The organism is Mesorhizobium sp. M7A.F.Ca.CA.002.09.1.1 (genome assembly GCF_003998555.1).
GTDB lineage: Bacteria > Pseudomonadota > Alphaproteobacteria > Rhizobiales > Rhizobiaceae > Mesorhizobium > Mesorhizobium ciceri.
Window position 1 is genome coordinate 1 of sequence record NZ_RZRR01000018.1, and the last position, 18132, is coordinate 18132.

The 18132-nt window shown below is 63.6% G+C and carries 17 protein-coding genes and 1 pseudogene; 8 read left to right on the forward strand and 10 right to left on the reverse strand.

Annotated elements, in window-relative coordinates; genetic code table 11:
- Nucleotides 1-671, forward strand: a 671-nt coding sequence (locus EN994_RS01780; protein WP_164745787.1) for a zinc-binding dehydrogenase, incomplete at its 5' end; no start/stop codon positions are given.
- Between the two features lie 18 nt (nucleotides 672-689).
- On the opposite strand, the gene EN994_RS01785 is transcribed toward EN994_RS01780, so the two are convergent.
- Nucleotides 690-1580, reverse strand: coding sequence for a DMT family transporter (locus tag EN994_RS01785; RefSeq protein ID WP_063168159.1), 891 nt, complete (start codon nucleotides 1578-1580; stop codon nucleotides 690-692).
- 104 nt (nucleotides 1581-1684) lie between these two features.
- Between EN994_RS01785 and EN994_RS01790 the strand changes: the two genes are divergently transcribed.
- The gene (locus EN994_RS01790; protein ID WP_063168160.1) at nucleotides 1685-3088 is read left to right on the forward strand and encodes a PLP-dependent aminotransferase family protein; all 1404 of its coding nucleotides are present in this window, start codon (nucleotides 1685-1687) and stop codon (nucleotides 3086-3088) included.
- Between the two features lie 234 nt (nucleotides 3089-3322).
- On the forward strand, nucleotides 3323-4519 hold the full coding sequence (cml, locus tag EN994_RS01795; RefSeq protein WP_063168161.1) for a CmlA/FloR family chloramphenicol efflux MFS transporter: 1197 nt from the start codon (nucleotides 3323-3325) through the stop codon (nucleotides 4517-4519).
- A gap of 49 nt (nucleotides 4520-4568) precedes the next feature.
- Here the strand turns inward: cml and EN994_RS01800 are convergent, their stop codons facing one another.
- Nucleotides 4569-5462 carry a LysR family transcriptional regulator gene (locus EN994_RS01800; RefSeq protein ID WP_063170254.1) on the reverse strand — a complete coding sequence of 298 codons (894 nt, stop codon included), beginning with the start codon at nucleotides 5460-5462 and terminating at the stop codon, nucleotides 4569-4571.
- A 128-nt stretch (nucleotides 5463-5590) separates the two neighbouring features.
- Here EN994_RS01800 and EN994_RS01805 point away from each other — a divergent pair, with 128 nt between their 5' ends.
- Entirely contained in the window at nucleotides 5591-7045 is a 1455-nt protein-coding gene (locus EN994_RS01805) for an MFS transporter (protein ID WP_063168162.1), read from the forward strand.
- Between the two features lie 37 nt (nucleotides 7046-7082).
- On the opposite strand, the gene EN994_RS01810 is transcribed toward EN994_RS01805, so the two are convergent.
- The 3 genes from EN994_RS01810 to EN994_RS01820 all read right to left on the reverse strand — a co-directional run bounded on the left by EN994_RS01810 (nucleotide 7083) and on the right by EN994_RS01820 (nucleotide 9606).
- Nucleotides 7083-7580, reverse strand: a complete 498-nt coding sequence (locus tag EN994_RS01810) for a MaoC family dehydratase (protein ID WP_013531248.1) — start codon at nucleotides 7578-7580, stop codon at nucleotides 7083-7085.
- Between the two features lie 190 nt (nucleotides 7581-7770).
- Complete coding sequence (locus EN994_RS01815) at nucleotides 7771-8199, reverse strand: phasin family protein (RefSeq protein WP_024503818.1); 429 nt, start codon at nucleotides 8197-8199, stop codon at nucleotides 7771-7773.
- Between the two features lie 111 nt (nucleotides 8200-8310).
- Nucleotides 8311-9606: a DUF445 domain-containing protein gene (locus EN994_RS01820; protein ID WP_063168163.1), complete on the reverse strand. Its 1296-nt coding sequence runs from the start codon at nucleotides 9604-9606 to the stop codon at nucleotides 8311-8313.
- Nucleotides 9607-9882: 276 nt separating this feature from the next.
- Between EN994_RS01820 and rirA the strand changes: the two genes are divergently transcribed.
- Nucleotides 9883-10347, forward strand: a complete 465-nt coding sequence (gene rirA / locus EN994_RS01825) for an iron-responsive transcriptional regulator RirA (RefSeq protein WP_013531245.1) — start codon at nucleotides 9883-9885, stop codon at nucleotides 10345-10347.
- A gap of 123 nt (nucleotides 10348-10470) precedes the next feature.
- Here the strand turns inward: rirA and EN994_RS01830 are convergent, their stop codons facing one another.
- Genes EN994_RS01830 through hemP form a run of 5 tightly spaced genes read right to left on the reverse strand, consistent with a single transcriptional unit; the run spans nucleotide 10471 to nucleotide 14589 of the window.
- The gene (locus tag EN994_RS01830) at nucleotides 10471-11262 is read right to left on the reverse strand and encodes a heme ABC transporter ATP-binding protein (protein ID WP_063168164.1); all 792 of its coding nucleotides are present in this window, start codon (nucleotides 11260-11262) and stop codon (nucleotides 10471-10473) included.
- Between the two features lie 6 nt (nucleotides 11263-11268).
- Entirely contained in the window at nucleotides 11269-12366 is a 1098-nt protein-coding gene (locus tag EN994_RS01835) for an iron ABC transporter permease (protein ID WP_127307380.1), read from the reverse strand.
- 11 nt (nucleotides 12367-12377) lie between these two features.
- Complete coding sequence (locus tag EN994_RS01840; RefSeq protein WP_063168166.1) at nucleotides 12378-13286, reverse strand: hemin ABC transporter substrate-binding protein; 909 nt, start codon at nucleotides 13284-13286, stop codon at nucleotides 12378-12380.
- Between the two features lie 11 nt (nucleotides 13287-13297).
- Complete coding sequence (locus tag EN994_RS01845) at nucleotides 13298-14359, reverse strand: hemin-degrading factor (protein ID WP_063168167.1); 1062 nt, start codon at nucleotides 14357-14359, stop codon at nucleotides 13298-13300.
- A gap of 23 nt (nucleotides 14360-14382) precedes the next feature.
- A complete protein-coding gene (gene hemP, locus EN994_RS01850; protein WP_063168168.1) occupies nucleotides 14383-14589 on the reverse strand; it encodes a hemin uptake protein HemP in 207 nt (68 codons plus the stop codon).
- Between the two features lie 198 nt (nucleotides 14590-14787).
- On the opposite strand from hemP, the gene EN994_RS01855 reads away from it, so the two are divergent.
- The 3 genes and pseudogenes from EN994_RS01855 to EN994_RS01865 all read left to right on the forward strand — a co-directional run.
- The gene (locus tag EN994_RS01855) at nucleotides 14788-16986 is read left to right on the forward strand and encodes a TonB-dependent hemoglobin/transferrin/lactoferrin family receptor (protein ID WP_082826469.1); all 2199 of its coding nucleotides are present in this window, start codon (nucleotides 14788-14790) and stop codon (nucleotides 16984-16986) included.
- 5 nt (nucleotides 16987-16991) lie between these two features.
- Entirely contained in the window at nucleotides 16992-17435 is a 444-nt protein-coding gene (locus tag EN994_RS01860; protein ID WP_063168170.1) for a hypothetical protein, read from the forward strand.
- 91 nt (nucleotides 17436-17526) lie between these two features.
- Nucleotides 17527-18132, forward strand: a pseudogene (locus EN994_RS01865) (energy transducer TonB); the annotation flags it as partial.

The following is an 18132-nucleotide window of genomic DNA, read 5'->3' on the forward strand; positions in this document are numbered from 1 at the left end:
TCGACCATGCCGACACCAATCTTGTGCGCCTGCCCGACGCGATGGAATTCGCCACCGCCGCCAGCCTCGGCTGCCGCTTCGTCACTTCGTTTCGAGCCATTGTCGACCAGGGCCGGGTGAAGCCGGGCGAATGGGTCGCGGTGCATGGCTGCGGCGGCGTCGGCCTGTCGGCGATTATGATTGCCAGCGCCATGGGCGCCAATGTCATCGCCATCGATCTCACCGACGAGAAACTGGATTTCGCCAAAAAGATCGGCGCCGTCGCCACCATCAATGCATCTACGACGCCGAACGTGGTCAAGGCGGTCAAGCAGATCACCAATGGCGGCGCGCATATGTCGATGGACGCGCTCGGCCACCCCACCACCTCGTTCAATTCGATATCCAATCTGCGCCGGCGCGGCCGCCATGTGCAGGTCGGCCTGATGCTGGGCGAGCATGCCCGGCCGCAGGTGCCGATGGACAAGGTGATCGCCTTCGAGCTCGAAATCCTCGGCAGCCACGGCATGCAGGCCTACCGCTACCAGGCGATGATGGACATGATCCGCAACGGCAAGCTGAAGCCCGAACTGCTGGTCGGCAAGAGGATCAGTCTCGACGAGGCGCCTGCGGCCCTGATGGCGATGGGCGGCTTCGAGGGCATTGGGATTGGGGTGGTGACGAAGTTTTAGGCGAGGACGGCACCGTCGTCAGGCGATCGCGCGTCGTGGCAATTCCTGCTTCGCGAATCGCTTGGCGCCTACGACGCAAAGCACCACGCCAAGCGTGACGACCACCATCAACGAACTGACCTGTTCGTGCAGCAGCGTCGCTGCCAGTGCCAGTCCGAAGAATGGCTGCAGCAGCTGCAACTGTCCGACCGCGGCGATGCCGCCTTGCGCCAGGCCGCGATACCAGAACACGAAGCCGATCAGCATGCTGAACAGCGAGACATAGGCAAGCCCCATCCACGCACTGACGCCGACGCCGTCGAACGACGGCGGCATGGTCAGCAGCGTCAGCACCAGCATGATCGGCAGCGACAGCACCAGCGCCCAGCAGATCACTTGCCAGCCGCCGAGCCTGCGCGACAGCGCGGCGCCCTCGGCATAGCCGAGGCCGCAAGCGATGATGGCAGCCAGCATCAGACCGTCGCCGACCGGCGAGGCAGTCACGCCCTGCGTCAGCGCAAAGCCCGCGACCAGCGCACTGCCTATGCATGAAAACAACCAGAACGCCGGGCGCGGCCGATCGCCGCCGCGCAGCACGCCGAATATCGCAGTGGCCAGCGGCAGCAGGCCGACGAAGATAATGGAATGGGCCGTGGTGACGTGCTTCAGCGCCAGCGCGGTCAGCAAGGGAAAGCCGACAACCACGCCAAGTGCCACGATCACCAGCGACAGCAGATCGCCGCGCTCCGGGCGTTTCTGCCGAAACAGGAGCAGCAGCGCAAGGCCAAGCAGTCCGGCAATCGCCGCCCGGGCCGAGGTCAGGAATGTCGGATCGAATTCCCTGACCGCCACGCGCGTCGCCGGCAGCGAGCCGCTGAAGATCAACACGCCGATGAATCCATTCATCCAGCCACTCGCGGTCTTGTCCATCGTATGCTCCGTTTGTCGGCTCCGTATCGCGCGGAGCCGGTAGTATCGCCAGAGACAATGCGGTACAATTATGCAAAACTGTCATAGTCAGCAGAGCAGTACGGATGGACAAGCAGACTACAGGAAGCGAGAGCGGCGGTACGCTGGTCGAAGGCGTCATGGCGACGATCCGCCAGCGGATCGCGGCGCGCAGCCTGACGCCGGGAGCGCAATTGCCGTCGATCCGCGCCTTTGCCAAATCCATGCGAGTGTCCAAATCCACCGTGGTCGAAGCCTATGAGCGGCTCGCCGCCGAAGGCGCGATCCGCTCGCGGCCGGGCTCCGGCTTCTATGCCGCCGGATCGCTGGCGCCGCTGTCGCTGGCCGAAATCGGCCCCCGCCTCGACCGCGCCGTCGATCCGCTCTGGATCTCGCGACAGTCCCTGGAGGCCGGCGATGGCATGCTGAAGCCCGGCTGTGGCTGGCTGCCCGCTTCATGGATGCCACAGGCAGGGCTGCGCCGGGCGCTGCGCACGGTGGCGCGTGCCGACGATGTCGCACTGGCCGATTACGGCACGCCGCTCGGCCTGCCACCGCTGCGGCAATTGCTGGCGCGGCGCATGGCCGGGCATGGCATCGAGGCCTCGCCCGAGCAGATCATGCTGACGGAATCAGGTACGCAGGCCATCGACCTCCTGTGCCGGTTCCTGATCGAGCCCGGCGACACCGTGCTGGTCGACGACCCCTGCTACTTCAACTTCCACGCCCTGTTGCGCGCTCACCGGGCCAAGGTCGTCAGCGTTCCCTACACGCCGTCGGGGCCGGATATCGATCTGTTCGCGCAGGCGTTGGCCGAGCATCGGCCACGCCTCTACATCACCAATTCCGGCATCCACAATCCGACCGGCGCGGTGCTGTCGCCAGTCACCGCGCACCGGCTGCTGAAACTCGCCGACCAATCGCAATTGACCATCGTCGAGGACGACATCTTCGCCGATTTCGAACATGCGCCCGCCCCCAGGCTGGCGGCGTTCGATGGCCTCAACCGCGTTGTCCATATCGGCAGCTTCTCCAAGACGCTGTCGGCATCGGTTCGCTGCGGCTTCATCGCCGCACCGCGCGACTGGATCGAGCCCCTGACCGACCTCAAAATCGCCACGACCTTCGGCGGCGGGCGGCTCGCGGCCGAACTGGTGCTGACGTTGCTGAAGGACGGCAGCTACCGCAAGCACATGGATTTGCTGCGCGCGAAGCTTGCGCGCGCCATGGGCGAGACGGCCGCCCACCTGAAAGCGATCGGCATCACGCCGTGGATCGACCAGCCGGCTGGCCTCTTCCTGTGGTGCAGTCTGCCGGACGGCGTCGATGCGGCCGAAGTCGCCCGCCGCTCTCTGGCCGACAACATCGTGCTGGCGCCCGGCAACGCATTCAGCCTGTCCGGAACGGCTGGCCGTTTCCTGCGCTTCAACGTTGCCCAATGCGCGGACGAGCGGATTTTCAGGGTGCTCGAGGCGGCGATGGCGCGTTGACGCGCATCAAGCTGATCCTGTTGCCTGGGCAACCTTCGGCTGCTAGGGAAACGCGAGCGCACTCGAGAGAATGTCTGCGCCGTCATTTTCCGGGATAGCGTTTATGGGAACCAGCAAGTCAGCAGACAAGTAGGCCGCAACAGCACTTCGTTGTTGCGGCGGCCCGTCATTTCCCATCTTCATTGAGAACGGCAGATCGCCGCCAAATGTAGCCATTTGAGCGGATGTTCAATCATGCCTTTTCCAAAAAACCCGACATGGACCACTTCCCTGCCAGCAGCCATGGTGCTGATGGCGCCCTTCGACATCCTGGCCTCGCTGGCCATGGACATCTACCTCCCGATTGTCCCGGCGATGCCGGGGATCCTCGAGACATCGCCTGATGTCATCCAGCTGACGCTGAGCCTCTACATGATCTGTCTTGGGCTCGGCCAAGTCGTCTTCGGCCCGATTTCCGACAGGATCGGCAGGCGCCCGGTGCTGATCGGTGGCGCGCTTTTGTTTTCAGGCGCTTCCTTTCTGCTCGCCAGCACCTCACTGGCCGCTGTCTTCGTCGTCCTGCGCGTCATGCAGTCCATTGGTGCGTCCGCCATTCTCGTTGCAACCTTCGCAACGGTTCGCGACGTCTATGCGCAAAGACCCGAAAGTGCCGTCATTTACGGCCTGTTCAGCTCGATGTTGGCTTTCGTGCCGGCGTTGGGGCCGGTTGCCGGTGCGTTGATTGCCGACAATTTCGGCTGGCGGGCGATCTTCCTGACGCTCGGAGTCCTGGCCACGGCAGCTACCCTCAACGCATGGCCGAAATGGCACGAAACCCGCCCCTCGAATGGCGATACCAGGCGAATGGCGCTTCGACCCATTCTCTCCAGTCTTGCCTTCTGGACCTACACGCTTGCATTCAGTGCCGCCATGGGCGCCTTCTTCGTGTTCTTTTCGACTGCGCCACGGGTGCTCATGGATCGCGCCGGCTTTTCACAGTTCGGCTTCAGTCTAGCCTTCGCCACCGCGGCGCTGGTGATGATCGTCACCACCCGTTTCGCCAGAAGGTTCATTGCAAGCTGGGGCATCGCCGGCAGTGCCATCAGGGGCATGGCGATGCTGCTGTTCGGCGCGGCGCTATTGGCAGTGGGGCAACTGTTCGCACAGCCCTCCTTCGCGACATTTATCTTGCCGATGTGGGTCGTTGCCGTGGGTATCGTCTTCATTGTCTCAGTCACCGCAAACGGTGCACTCGAGGCGTTTGGCGATGTCGCGGGAACCGCAGTCGCACTCTACTTCTGCATCCAGAGCCTTGTCGTCGGCATCTTCGGCACGTTGTTCGTCGTCCTGCTCGGCGGAGACACGGCGTGGCCGCTGGTCGCCTACTGTTCGGTCATGGCGACGCTCACACTAAGCGCACTGAGGCATTTGCAGAAACGCCAAACCGAATAGACTGGACAGATGAGAAGCCTGGGCGGTTGGCGCAGGCTTCTCATCGTTGTCAGCGCGACGCCGCACACACCTCCCGCACACAGTCGCGCAACCAGCGTTGCGCCGGATCGGCATCGAGGCGCGGATGCCAGAGCATGGAGATAGTGACTTCCGCGGTGGCAACCGGCAGGGGAAAACTGCGCATGCCGGCGCGTGCGCCCTCGGTATGCCGCTCCGGAACGCTGGCGATCAGGTCTGATGTGCGGGCCATGGCAAGGGCTGCCGAGAAACCGGAAACCATGCACACGACGGTCCGCCGCAGCCCGAGCCGGTTCAAAGCCTCGTCGATCGGCCCTTTCTCGCGGCCACGCCGTGAAACGCTGATGTGTCGGCCTGCGGCATAGCGCTCAGGCGTCACCGCGCCCTCGGTCAAGGGATGGCCCGTTCGCACGGCGCCGATGAAGCGGTCGCGAAGCAGCGCCTGGATGCGCACCTCCGGGCCGGTCTCGCCAGCGACGCCTATGTCCAGATCGATCGCCGCGTCGCGCAGCGACATGACGTCCCGGTCGGACTTCGGTGCAAAGCGCAGCCGCACGCCGGGCGCATCGGCCTGGATACGGGCAACGAGACGAGGTGCGAACTCTTCGACGAAGCTCTCATTGGTGCGCAGCGTGAAGACCCTGTCCAGGTTCGGGAGATCGAGCAAGGTGGCAGGGCGCAGGATCGCCTCCGCATCCTGGACGACAGGGCCTACCTGCTGTCGCAGTTCTTCCGCACGCGGCGTAGCCACAAGGCCTCGACCGGCGCGAACCAGCAGCGGATCGCCCGTCGCCTGGCGCAGTCGCGCCAGCGTGCGGCTCATCGCCGAAGGGCTGAGGCGTAGGCGGCTGGCGGCGCGCGCCACGCTGCCTTCGGTCAGCAGGACGTCGAGAGCGAACAGTAAGTTGAGATCGGGTGATGTCATCGGCAGATCATGACATGATATGGCGCCAAACGCACGAATAAGATGCAAATGCTGCGCCTTCCGCCACATTGGCCAAGGAACTAGATCTCCAGCAGTTCCGGTTGTGGGACTGATGGAAGGAGATCGCCGTGGCAATCGCTGAGCAAAATCCGGACGCGCTGACATCGGCGCCACCACGGATGCAATCCGCCGGCTGGGCGTTGGCAAGCCTGTCGCTCGCCACACTGCTGTCGTCGCTGGGAACCAGCATTGCCAGCGTCGGGCTGCCGTCGCTGATGCAGAATTTCGGCGCGACGTTCCAGGCCGTGCAATGGGTTGTTCTGGCCTATCTCCTCGCCATCACCACACTGATCGTCAGCGCCGGCCGGCTGGCCGACATGTTCGGGCGCCGACCGTTGCTGCTTGGGGGCATCGCGCTGTTCACGTCCGCATCGGTGCTCTGCGGCCTGGCGCCGACACTCTGGCTGCTGATTGCCGCACGCGCCGTGCAGGGACTTGGCGCAGCGCTGATGATGGCGCTGACGCTGGCCTTCGTCGCCGAAACCGTGACCAAAGACAGAATCGGCGGCGCCATGGGCCTGCTCGGCGCCATGTCCGCGATCGGCACGACACTTGGCCCCTCGCTCGGCGGCCTTTTGATCACCGGCTTCGGCTGGCGGGCGATCTTCCTCGTCAATGTCCCGCTGGGAGTGCTCACCTTCGCTCTTGCCTGGCGTGCCCTGCCGGCACGCAATAAAACCGCGCGGCTCGACCGAGGCACGTTCGATGTCGTGGGCACCGCCCTGCTGGCCCTGACGTTGGCCGCCTATGCGCTGGCGATGACGCTGGGCAGAGGCAATTTCGGCACGCTCAACATCGGCCTGCTGATCGCCGCAGGCACCGGCGTTTTTCTTTTCGCCGCCGCGCAGGCGAGAGTGAAAAACCCCTTGATCCGGCTTGCCAGCTTCCGCGATCTCCAGCTGAGTGCCAGTCTCGCCATGAGCCTCGTCGTCGCCACGGTGATGATGGCGACGCTGGTTGTGGCTCCGTTCTACCTGTCGCGCGGGCTCGGGCTGGATGCTGCAATGGTGGGTGTGGTGCTGTCGACCGGCCCGCTCGTCTCGACCTTGTCGGCGCTGGTGGCCGGACGCCTGACCGACCGCTTCGGCGCTCATAGGATGATGGTCGCAGGCCTGCTCAGCCTCACGACAGGCACGTTCCTGCTGTCGCTCGCCGTGACCAGATTCGGCATTGCCGGCTATGTCGTTGCGATCACCGTCACCTGCATCGGCTACGCGCTGTTCCAGACGTCGAACAATGCAGCCGTCATGACCGGCGTTGACGCGGGTCAGCGCGGCGTCGTCTCCGGTCTGCTCAACCTTTCGCGCAATCTCGGGCTCATCACCGGCGCCTCGTTGATGGGCGCCATATTCGCCGTCGCATCGGCCGAAGGGCACGAAGGCATTGGTCTTCTGAGTTCCGAGGCCGCCGCCCGGGGAATGCAGGTCACCTTTCAGACGGCGACGGTGCTGGCGCTGGCTGCGCTGTTCCTCGCACTGCTCTCGGCCCGCGCCACAGGCCGCGCAGAATCCAGGGCTTCGTGACGCGCACACCGCTCAGAGAGTAGAATTCCAAACAGGCTCAGGCACCTGCCCGCTTGCGGCGTTCATAGAGCATGACCAGCGTTTCCGCCGTCAAGGCAGGCTTTTCCTCGCCTTCGATCTCGACCGTGTTGGCCGCCTTCATCAGATACTGGCCCGGGCCCCTGTCCTCCATGGACAGCAGCGTGATGCGCAGTCTGATGCGGGCGCCGACCCTGACCGGCGCCAGGAAGCGTACTTTGTCGAAGCCATAATTGAAGGCGGCCTGCGTATTCTCGGGCACGATGCCCATGCCGAGCGCCAGCGCGCCGATGATCGACAGCGTCAGATAGCCATGCGCGATCGTCGTGCGGAACGGGCTTTGCCGCCGCGCCCTTTCAGGGTCGACATGAATCCATTGATGGTCGCCGGTGCATTCAGCGAACTGATCGATGCGGTTCTGGTCGACCGTCGTCCACTCCGACACGCCGAGTTCCAGCCCGGCCATCGTCCTCAACTGCTCGTAGGTAGGCGGCGTTTTAGGCCGTATTTCGTTCATTCCTGGTTTCCCGATCGCTTCCAGAGCCTCCGGACCACGAACTGACGGCCTCTGTCAATTCGCTCTACACGAATCCGTTCCGTCGATTTCGGCCGCAATCGTGCCACGCCGCCGGCGCAGTCGCAGGCCAACTCGGGCTTTCCGGTCTTCAGGGCGGCCGGCAGCCATGAACCGGTCCCGGCCACATCCGCTACTTCTTCTCGTAGCCGGCGCGGATTTCCTCCATCGCCTCCTTGATGCGGGTGCGCAGGATGTCGACCGATTCGGCACCGGATTTCTTGACCAGTTCAGCCACTTCGCCGGCATTTTTCAACGCGGCCTCGAAGGACTTTCTGGCAAACTCCGTCTGTTTGGCCATCAGTTCCTGCGGATTGCCCGGCGCCCTGTAGCTTTGCGCCATATCGGTGACCTCGCGCAGCGTATCCTGCAGCATCTCGCGCTGCCGGGACAACAGCGAGGTGGCGCCGGCGGCACCGGCTCGTGCCGATTTCTCCAGCGCTTCGAGGTTCTTGCGATGATGGGCGAGGATCGCCTCGACATCGACATTCGGCACCTTCAGGTCGCGGCCGAACCTGCCGAACATGTCCATGAAGGAATCGGATTCCGGTTGTTTTGCCATGCTTGTTTGCTCCCCTTTGCCGCGGATGCGGGCACCCTCGGATGGAGAATAACACTCGCGTGCCGTGAGTCCATTCGGACGCGGAGGAATGAGCGCCAGTCTGGCCGCGCATCAATTCACGAGGAACAGCCGCTCGGCCACATAGAGCACGACACCGGCGAGGCCGCCGATGATCATGCCGTTGAAGCGGATGTACTGCAGGTCCCGGCCGATGTTCATCTCGATCAGCCGCGTCAGTTGCGCGAGGTCCCAGCGTTTGACCTGGTCGGCGATGAATGTCGACACGCCGGCCTTCTGGCTCTCCACGAACGACGCCAGCGCCACCACGAACCCCTGGTTCATGTCGGCCCGGATCTGCGCATCGCCGGCAAGATGCCGGCCGACCTCGACGAACATGTTGGCGAGGTGCGCACGGATGACCGAATTCGGCGCCTTGGCATCCTGCTCGATGAACTGGCTGAGGCTTGCCCACATGTCGCCGGCCAATCCCTTGACCTCCGGCCGGCCCAGGAAGTCGCGCTTCAGCTTTTCGGCCCGTTTGGCGTATTGTTTCGATGTCCTCAGCTTATCGATGAAGCCTTGGGCGAAGCTGTCGAATTCGGCGCGCAGCGGGTGGTCGGGATCGGCCCTCACTTCGTCGAGCAGCGAGCCCGCCGAGGCGACGATCTTCTTCAGGAGATAGGCGTCGGCGCGGAACAGGTTGAACAGCGACGGCAGTTCCTCGCGGATTTTTTCGCGCATCGTTGCCAGCGCTTTTTCGTCATTGAGGAACCGCCCGATCACCTTGGTGAATTCGTCGAACAATTTCTGATGGCGGCGATCATCGGTAAGCGCCGAGAGCAGTTCGGCGGCCAGCGGCGCCAGCGGCACCTTTTCGATCTGTTCGAGCATGCGGCTGGTGACGAAGCCGCGCAGGCCGGATTGCTCTATCGCCGCAAGCGTCTGCGGCACCAGCCGCACGATGAAGCGCGACAGGCCGGCGGCGCGCTCCGTATCGGCCAGCCAATCGGCGACCAGCGCCGAAAAATCGACCTCGGCAAGCTTTTCACGCACCGGTTCGGGCGCCAGAAAGTTGACCTCGATGAAGCGGCCGAGATTGTCGGCGATGCGGTTCTGGTTCTCGGGGATAATGGCGGTGTGCGGGATCGGCAGCCCCAGCGGCCTTCGAAACAGCGCCACCACCGCGTACCAGTCGGCGAGGCCGCCGATGGTCGCCGCCTCGGCAAAGGCAGCGACGAAGCCGAGCCACGCATGGATGTGCTCGAACGATTTGGCGAGCGCAAACACCAGTACGCAAAGCGCCAGCGCGGCCGCCGCGAGGAATTTCGTCCGCCGCAACGCGGAAAGCTTCGCATCCGCTTCGGCATCGAAACGGACCGGCGTCAAGGGCGAAGCCGATTGTGACATGGGTGAGCCGCTCCTCGTCGATCTCAGCCTATCTAGTGTTCCGACGGCCGAAATACCCGCGACAGCCGGTTTCGCCCGGCATCTTGCCCGGCTGCGCACACAAAGTTGAGGAGAAAATTCATCTATCGCGCCAAGCTAGTCTGGAATTATTCCAAGGTATAGGCCATATTCCGCCTGGGCCAATGTGGCGAATCCGGAATTTCGGGTCAAAGCCGCATCAGCAAAATTTCCAGATCTGGCGTGGGTTGCACCGCCCCAGTGCCTTGTGAGGACAATATGCGGCTTACGCGCCAGACCAACTATGCCATGCGCATCTTGATGTATTGCGCGGCAAATGACGACCGATTGAGCCGTATTCCCGAGATCGCGGCCGCCTATTCTGTGTCGGAGCTTTTCCTGTTCAAGATCCTGCAGCCGCTGGTCGAGCACGGCCTCGTCCAGACCGTGCGTGGCAGGAATGGCGGCGTCAAGCTTGGCCGGGCGGCCGAAGCCATCAGCCTGTTCGATGTCGTGCGCGTGACGGAAGAGAGCTTCGCCATGGCCGAATGCTTCGAGAACGATGCCGCCGAATGCCCGCTCGTCGACAGCTGCGCGCTGAACTCGGCGCTGCGCGAGGCCCTGAATGCGTTTTTCGCAGTGCTCGCCCGCTATACGATCGCCGATCTGGTAGCGGCGCGGCCGAATGTACGCAACCTGCTCGGCATCGACATGCTGATGGAGCGCCGCGCCCCGGCTGCCTAGCGTATTTCTCCCCGTTCTGCGGAGAGAAATGCCCGGCAGGGCAATGAGGGGCGGCGCCGACTTCGACAATTGGCGGGAGAAGCGCAGGAAACCGCCATTCGCAGGCCCGGCCTCACCTGAATATCAATAGACCGCCGACTGCGGCAGCACGAACGGCATATTGCCCGCCGGCAGCACGCCGACCTTGAGCCGGCAGTCGAACACTTTCTCGATCAGATCATCGCTCAGCACGTCCCGCGGCGATCCGGCGGCGGCCAGCCGGCCGCGATGCATGACGAAGATCCGCTCCGCATACATGGCCGTCAGATTGAGGTCATGCAGGATGGCGACCACGCCACCGCCCCTTCTGGCGAAGTCGCGGGCAATGTTCATGATGATCAGCTGGTGCTTGATGTCGAGGCTGGACACTGGCTCGTCGAGGAACAGAAAGCGCGGCTTGCCGTCGAGCACCGGCGCCCAGACCTGGCATAGCACGCGCGCCAACTGAACGCGCTGTTGCTCCCCGCCGGAAAGCTCCTGGTAGAAACGGCCGGCAAAGCCGTCGAGATCGACACGCGCCAGCGCCCGTTCCGGCAGCCGCGCATCCTCGCCCGGCAAGGCGCCCGAACGGCCGCCGACAAGACCAAGCTTGACCACTTCCCGCACGGTGAACGGGAACGACAGCGTCGTCGCCTGCGGCAGCACCGCGCGATGGACGGCTGCCTCGGCCGGCTTCATCGTCGAGAGATCTCGGCCGTTGAGGGCAACGCGGCCGGTATAGGCGAGCTCGCCGGAGAGCGCTTTGAGGAAGGTCGTCTTGCCCGAACCATTGGGGCCGACGACGGCGGCGATCTCGCCGGGCCGCGCGTGGAAATCGACACCACTGACGATAGGCTTGCCGGCGATATCAACCGAAACATCCTTTGCCTCGATCATCAAGCCTCACAAATCAACCACGCCGCGCTTGCGCAGCAGGATCCAAAGGAAGAACGGCGCGCCCGCTATCGCGGTGACGATGCCTATCGGCAGTTCGGCCGGCGCAACGATGGTGCGTGCGACCGCATCGGCCAGAAGCAGCAGCGAGGCGCCGAGCAGCGCCGACGCCGGCAGCAGATAGCGATTGTCCGGACCAATCAGCAGGCGCAGCAGATGCGGCACCACGATGCCGACGAAGCCGATGCCGCCGCTGACGGCGACGGATGCGCCGACCGCGGCGGGGACGCCGACGATGGCCGTGTATTTCAGCCGCTGCACCGGAATGCCGAGATGGCCGGCGGTCGCCTCGCCAAGCGCCAGCGCGTTGAGGCCGCGTGCCAGGAACGGCATCGCCGCCAGCGCCAGGACGATGATCGGCCCTACCGACGCGATCTTCGCCCAGGTCGCACCACCGAGCGATCCGAGTTGCCAGAAGGTCAGGTCGCGCAACTGGCGATCGTCGGCCATGAAGATAAGGATGCCGGTCAGCGCCATGGCGAGCGCCGCCAGCGCGATGCCCGCGAGCAGCATTGTGGCAACCGAGGTTTGCCCCCGCCGCGTCGCGACCTGATAGAGCATCAGCGTGGTGGCGAGCCCGCCACAGAAGGCCGCCAGCGGCAGGGCAAGCGTGCCGAGCAAGACTGTCACCGGAGCCAATATCGTCGCGCCGAGCACGATGACGGCAACCGCGCCGAGGCTGGAGCCGGCCGAGACGCCGATCAGGCCGGGGTCCGCCAGCGGATTGCGGAACAGCCCCTGCATGACCGCGCCGGAGACGGCGAGCGCCGCGCCGACCAGCATGCCGAGGATGACGCGCGGCAGGCGGATGTCATAGACGATCAGGCTGTCGCGGGCGCTCAACGCGGCGTCGTCAGGCACTGCGCCGAACAGCCAGCCCCCGATGACGTTGGCGGCCGATGCGTCCGAAGCCCCCGATGTCAGCGACAGAAAAACGGCAGCCGCGAGCCCCAGGCACAGCAGAAGGATGACGATGCGGGCGCGGCCCGACCGGTCGCCTTCGGATACGCTTGCCATCACCGGGCCGGCGATCGATTGATCGACCATGATCTGCCTGCTCAGTCCGTGACCTGCCCGCCATAAAGCGAGACAGCGAGGTCGTGGATGGCATCAGCCGTGCGCGGCCCGAAGCCGAGCAGATAGGCGCCGTCGATGCGGATCAGCTTGTGCGCCGTTCCGGCCGGCGTGGAGGCGATCGACGGATTGACGAACAGTTCGTCGTCCGAAACCGGAGGCCCGGCATTGCTCATCATCAGGATCACGTCAGGCCTGGCGGTTATGATCGCCTCGTCGGACATCTGCTTGTAGCCGGAAAAGCCCTCGACCGCGTTGACGCCGCCGGCCAGCTTGACCATGCCGTCGGCGGCGGTCTCGCTGCCGGCCGCCAGAATCTTGCCACCCTGTATCGACAGCACGAACAGGATGCGCTTGCGCTCCTTGATCGAAGCCGTCTGCTTCTCGGCGGCCGTGAGCTTGGCATCGAGCTCCTTGGCCAGCACCTCGGCCTTGGCGTCGACGCCGAGCGCCTTGCCGACGATGCGGACCTTCTCGAGAATGCCTTCGTGGCTGTAGTGCTCGGGCACCTCGATGAACGGCACGCTCGTCTTCTTCAAGACATCGACTGCTTCCTTGGGGCCGCTGCCATGCAGCGCCAGGATGCCGGTCGGGTCGACCGACAGCACACCCTCCGGCGACAGCGCGCGCATATAGCCGACATCGGGCAGCTCAAGCGCCGCCTTTGGGAACCGGCTGGTGGAATCGCGTGCCACCAGATGCTTTTCCTGGCCGAGAGCATAGACGATCTCGGTGATCGAGCCGCCAATGGCCACGATCTTTGAAGGATCGGCAAACACGGCCGTGCCTTCCGCGGCGCTGGCGGGTTGCAGTGCGATAACAGCCATGGAGAGACCGATCACCGGCCCCAAAATAGATCCGCGCACAGCCGACAATCTTGGGAAAACACTCATAGCATTTTTTCTCAGGCTGCAGTCGGGCTTGGGATGCGCGGCAGGTTTTCCGCCAGGAAGCGCCAGTCGTCTCGCTCGCTTTCGCCTTCATGACGCTTGCCGAAGAACTGGATGATCATCTTGCCGTCGGCGTCATAGACCTCGAGCGAGGTGACATGACCGTCCTTGGTCGGCTTGCGCACGGCCCAGACCTCGTGGATGTGGTCGGTGCGCAGATGCAGGTGGAAGGTTTCGTCCAGCACGTTGATCCATGGTCCCATCGGCTTGATCGACTTGATCGGACCGGAATGGATCTGGATGCAGCCGCGGTTTCCCACAAAGCACATGATCGGCATCTCGCCCTCCGCGGCATGATGAAACATGGCCCGGACCGCCTCATTGTCGAGCTGCCAGGCATAGTCCTGCCCAACCAGGCGCACCGCCTGCCGGCGGCTTAGTTTCAGCGTCTTCAGCATACCAAAGAACTGGTGCACGTCGGTCAGCCGGCTCCAGCGGTCACGCAGATCGTCGAGATTGGCGGCCGCTTCGTCGCCATGGATCTCGTCATCGGGGAGTGGCCCCGAGATGTCGACCGTCGGTTCCTGGTTGGACGATTCGAGCGCGGCGACCAGCTTCTGATAGGCATAGAGGCTGGAGGCCGGCCGCAGATGCACCTTGTGCACGGCCTCGCCTGCCGCATCGAAGAACTGGAGGCTGCGGCGGATTTCGTCGCCGTCGCGCTTCTCGATGGCAAAGCCGTGCGCCCAGACCTTCGGGAAGATGCGCAAGTCGATGTTTTCGCCAAGCACCATGGCATTGTGGGTGCCGGTGACGACCTTGTCATAGACGCCGATCTTCTCGTGCACCGCGCTGTCATTGCGGGTCAGCGCCATGACCTCGCCGACGGCCTCGAGGCCGGTCAGAAGATCGTTGACGCGCGGCTCGATGCGGACGACGCCGTCGCCGCAATGCGCCGCGACCAGTTCGGCTTCCGAAATGCCGAGATGGGCAGCCAGATCACGCTCGCGCGTCTTCGGATTGTCTGTCCGTGCCCGCCGGATTTCATGCGGGGCGGGTTTTACGCGCTGATCCATGTCTCGGTCCCTGTTGCCTTGTCTTACTTGTTGAGAATGAGCTTGCCCTGGCGGGTGATTTTCAGCCGGTAGAGTGCACCGTGATGCTCGATGCCTATCTCGTGCTCGCCCTGGAACAGGGTGTTGCTGGAAAGGGTTCGTACCGCCAGCGGAACCCGGTCGAAATGGGGGGAGGCATCGTCGGGACGGCGGACGCGATAGCGAAAATCGTTGGGATTGTGGGTGTTCATCTGGATGGATCCCTTTCCTGTGCCGGGCGTCTGGCTAGGCGTTGCGTAATCCGATTCATTTCTTGACTTGAATAATCATGTTTACTAGTCAGTGCAATACCGGATTAAATGAGTCAACATTTAAGACGTCGGCGACGATCAAAAATGCCAGCCAGCCCCGGGCCAGCCAGCATGAAACCTGGACTTTGGAGTTGGGGCATGGGGTTTGTGACTTGGGAATGGCGCGGCCGGTCGGCGGCGAACGGCGCGGCGGCATTGCTGGCAAGCGTGGCGGCGATTGCCTTATCGGCGCAACTGGCCAACGCCCAGCAGGCGGCGCAGACGACAGATCAAACGAAGAAGGCTGAAGAGGAAAAGGCAGCACCAGCGGGAGCAACGCTGCTCGACAAGATCCTCGTCATCAGCCGCACCGGCGAGACGGCGATCGAATCGCTGGCATCGGCCAGCCATATCGGCCAGGAACAGCTCGACCGCCGCATGGCGACGACGCCCAATGAGATGCTGCTCGGCGTGCCCGGTGTCGCGGCGCAGGCCGACGCCAGGCGCGTCAGCACCAGCATCAACATCCGCGGCCTGCAGGATTTCGGTCGCGTCGCAGTCATCGTCGACGGCGCACGACAGAATTTCCAGCGCTCCGACCACGGCACGCAGTCGACCTTCTACATCGACCCCGAACTCGTCAAATCCGTGGATGTTATCCGTGGTCCTGTAGCCAACACCTACGGCTCGGGCGCCATCGGCGGCGTCGTCTTCTTCGACACCAAGGATGCCGAGGATTTCCTCAAGCCTGACGAGACATGGGCCGGTTCCGTCACGGGACGCTATGAGAGCAACGGCAAGGGCTGGACCACAAGTGCATCCGGCGCCTACCGCATTAACGAGAATTGGGACGTGCTGGGCAACATCGTCTACCGCGACTATGACGACTACAAGGATGGCGGCGGCGACACCGTCAAGGGCACCGGCTTCGACGTGCTGAGCGGACTGCTCAAGACCAGCATACGCCCGACCGACAACAGCGAACTGAAGCTCGGCTGGGTCGGCTCAAGCGATGGCTGGAACGAGATCAGCGGCGGTGCGCCGGTCAATGACGTCGACCTGAAGTCGAACACCTTCACGGCGCGCTACAACATCACGGATGAGGACAAGAGCTGGCTCGATCTCCACATCAACACCTCCTACAACAAGACCAACCTCGATCTGACCAGCCTTGTCCCGCAAAACCGCTTTGATCCGGTCACCGGCCTTCCCGTTGTCTTGCCGGCGGGATCGCAGTCGACATTCGACGTCGGCACCACCGGCATCGACATCTGGAACACGTCCCGGTTCGAGACGAGTGGGATCGCGCACGAGCTGACCTATGGCGGCGACTGGGTCGGCGATAACGTCGAGACCGGCGGCGCGGCTGGTGGCGACAGTTTCTACACGCCTTCGGGCAAGCGCAACGTTTCGGGCGCCTATGTCCAGGACAAGCTCACCTGGGAGTGGCTCGAAGTCATCGCCGGGCTGCGTTACGACAACTACAGTCTCAAAGATGACACCCACGACATTTCCGGCGACAGGGTATCGCCGCGCATCACCGTCGGCGTCTCCCCGTTCGAATCCGCAGGCCTTGCCGGCCTTCAGTTTTATGGCACCTATGCCGAGGGCTATCGCTCGCCATCGATCGCCGAGACGCTGATCAGCGGCAATCATCCGGCAGGCGTCAGCTTTCCGTTCCTGCCCAATCCCAATCTGCGGCCGGAGACTGGAAAGACCGTCGAATTCGGCGTCAACTACAAGCAGAACGACATCCTCGAAGCCGGCGATGCGCTGCGCATCAAGGCAGCGTATTTCAACAATGATGTCGAAGATTACATCGATGGCGTTACCCTGTCGCGGTTTGACCCGACAGCCGGTTGCCCGAGCGGACCCGGTATCCCGATATGCTTCCAGTACCAGAATTTTGCCAAGGCCAAGATCGACGGCTTCGAACTGGAGGGCGTCTATGATGCCGGATGGGGCTATGCCGGCCTCTCGGCTTCAATCACCAATGGTCACACCATTTCCTACAAGGGTGTGGAAGCGGATCTCGCCACGATCCCATCATCCCAGGTCACCGCGCAGCTCGGCTTGCGCTTCCTCGAGGACAAGCTGACCGTCGGCGGCGAAGTGCAATACAATGGCAAGCCCAAGGGCAATCCGATCGCCGAGGACTACACGCTGGTCAATGCCTTTGCCAGCTACCAGGCGACGGACAATTTGAAGATTGATTTCCGCGCCGACAATCTGTTCGATGTCAAATACGCCAACCCGCTTAACCTGACCACGGCTGGCCAGCCGCCGCAGCCGGTTTTCGCGGCCTACGAGCCCGGCATAACGCTGAAGCTGGCGGCAACGATGCGGTTTGGAGGCTGATTGCCATGACGAGCTTGACGACACCCCTTCGTCTGCTGACCTCGATGCTGGCGATGTCGCTTGCGATGGTTTCGGCGTGGGCGCAAGAGTCCGCGCCGGCCCCCACGCTCACCCTGGAACTCAATGGCGCGCAACCTTCCGACAAGGGTTGCCGCCTGAGGTTCGTGGTCAACAACAATCTCGGCGCCGACCTGTCCAAGGCTGCCTTCGAGATCGCCTTGTTCAACGAGGCAGGCGTCGTCGACCGGCTGACCGTGCTCGATTTCAAGGAATTGCCGGCCGGCAAGACCAAGGTGACGCGTTTCGATCTGGCCGGCACCGAGTGCTCGAAAGTCAGCCGCGTGCTGATCAACAGCGCGACCGAATGCACCGGTACCGGCGTCGAACCGAACGCCTGCATGCGCAAGCTGAAGACGGACACCAAGACCGGTATCGCCTTCGGCGTCTGAGGTGGGACTGCATCCCGCATTCCTGCAAAACAAAACGGTGTGGCCAGCTGCCGGCCACTGCCGACTGCCGCTGCGAGCGAACGATCTTGATTTGACAATTCTGCTCTTGTCGCTGCAGGTCTCGCGGCGAGACATGCAGGATATCAGCCCCCTTTCCGAAGCCGGCGCCGAGCTGGCGATAGAGCCAACCGAGCCGCTCGCGCTGCCGCGGCCGTCGGCCTGGAACCGCAAATGGACGGCGGCGATCGTCGTCTCCTGCGCGCTCCATGCCGCCGTGGCGGCGGCTTTTCTGATCTCGCCTTCGGGGATTTCGAGTTCCCAGAATGCCGAGCAGCCGGAAGGCAGTGATCAGTCGGGCACCAACGTGGTCGGCAGCGCGCTGGACAAGGACCCGACGGCAATAAACGTTGCACTGGTGCCCAGCCCGCAACCGGCCAAACCACAGCCGGCAACGCCGCCCAAGCCGTCGCAGCCAACGGAGGCCTCCCAACCTGCCGCGGAAGCGGCAAAGCCGCCGCTCAAGCCTTTGCCGGAACCTGTCAAACCGCAGGCGGTCACCCCGGACATACTGGTGGCCGGCGCCCCTCGCCCCGATGATCAGAGCGTGGCTCCCAAGACCGAAGCGCCGGCACAGCCGACCGTTCAGCCCAGGAGCACCGAGACGCCTGTCGCCGTTCCAGAACAGCCGCCGATCCCC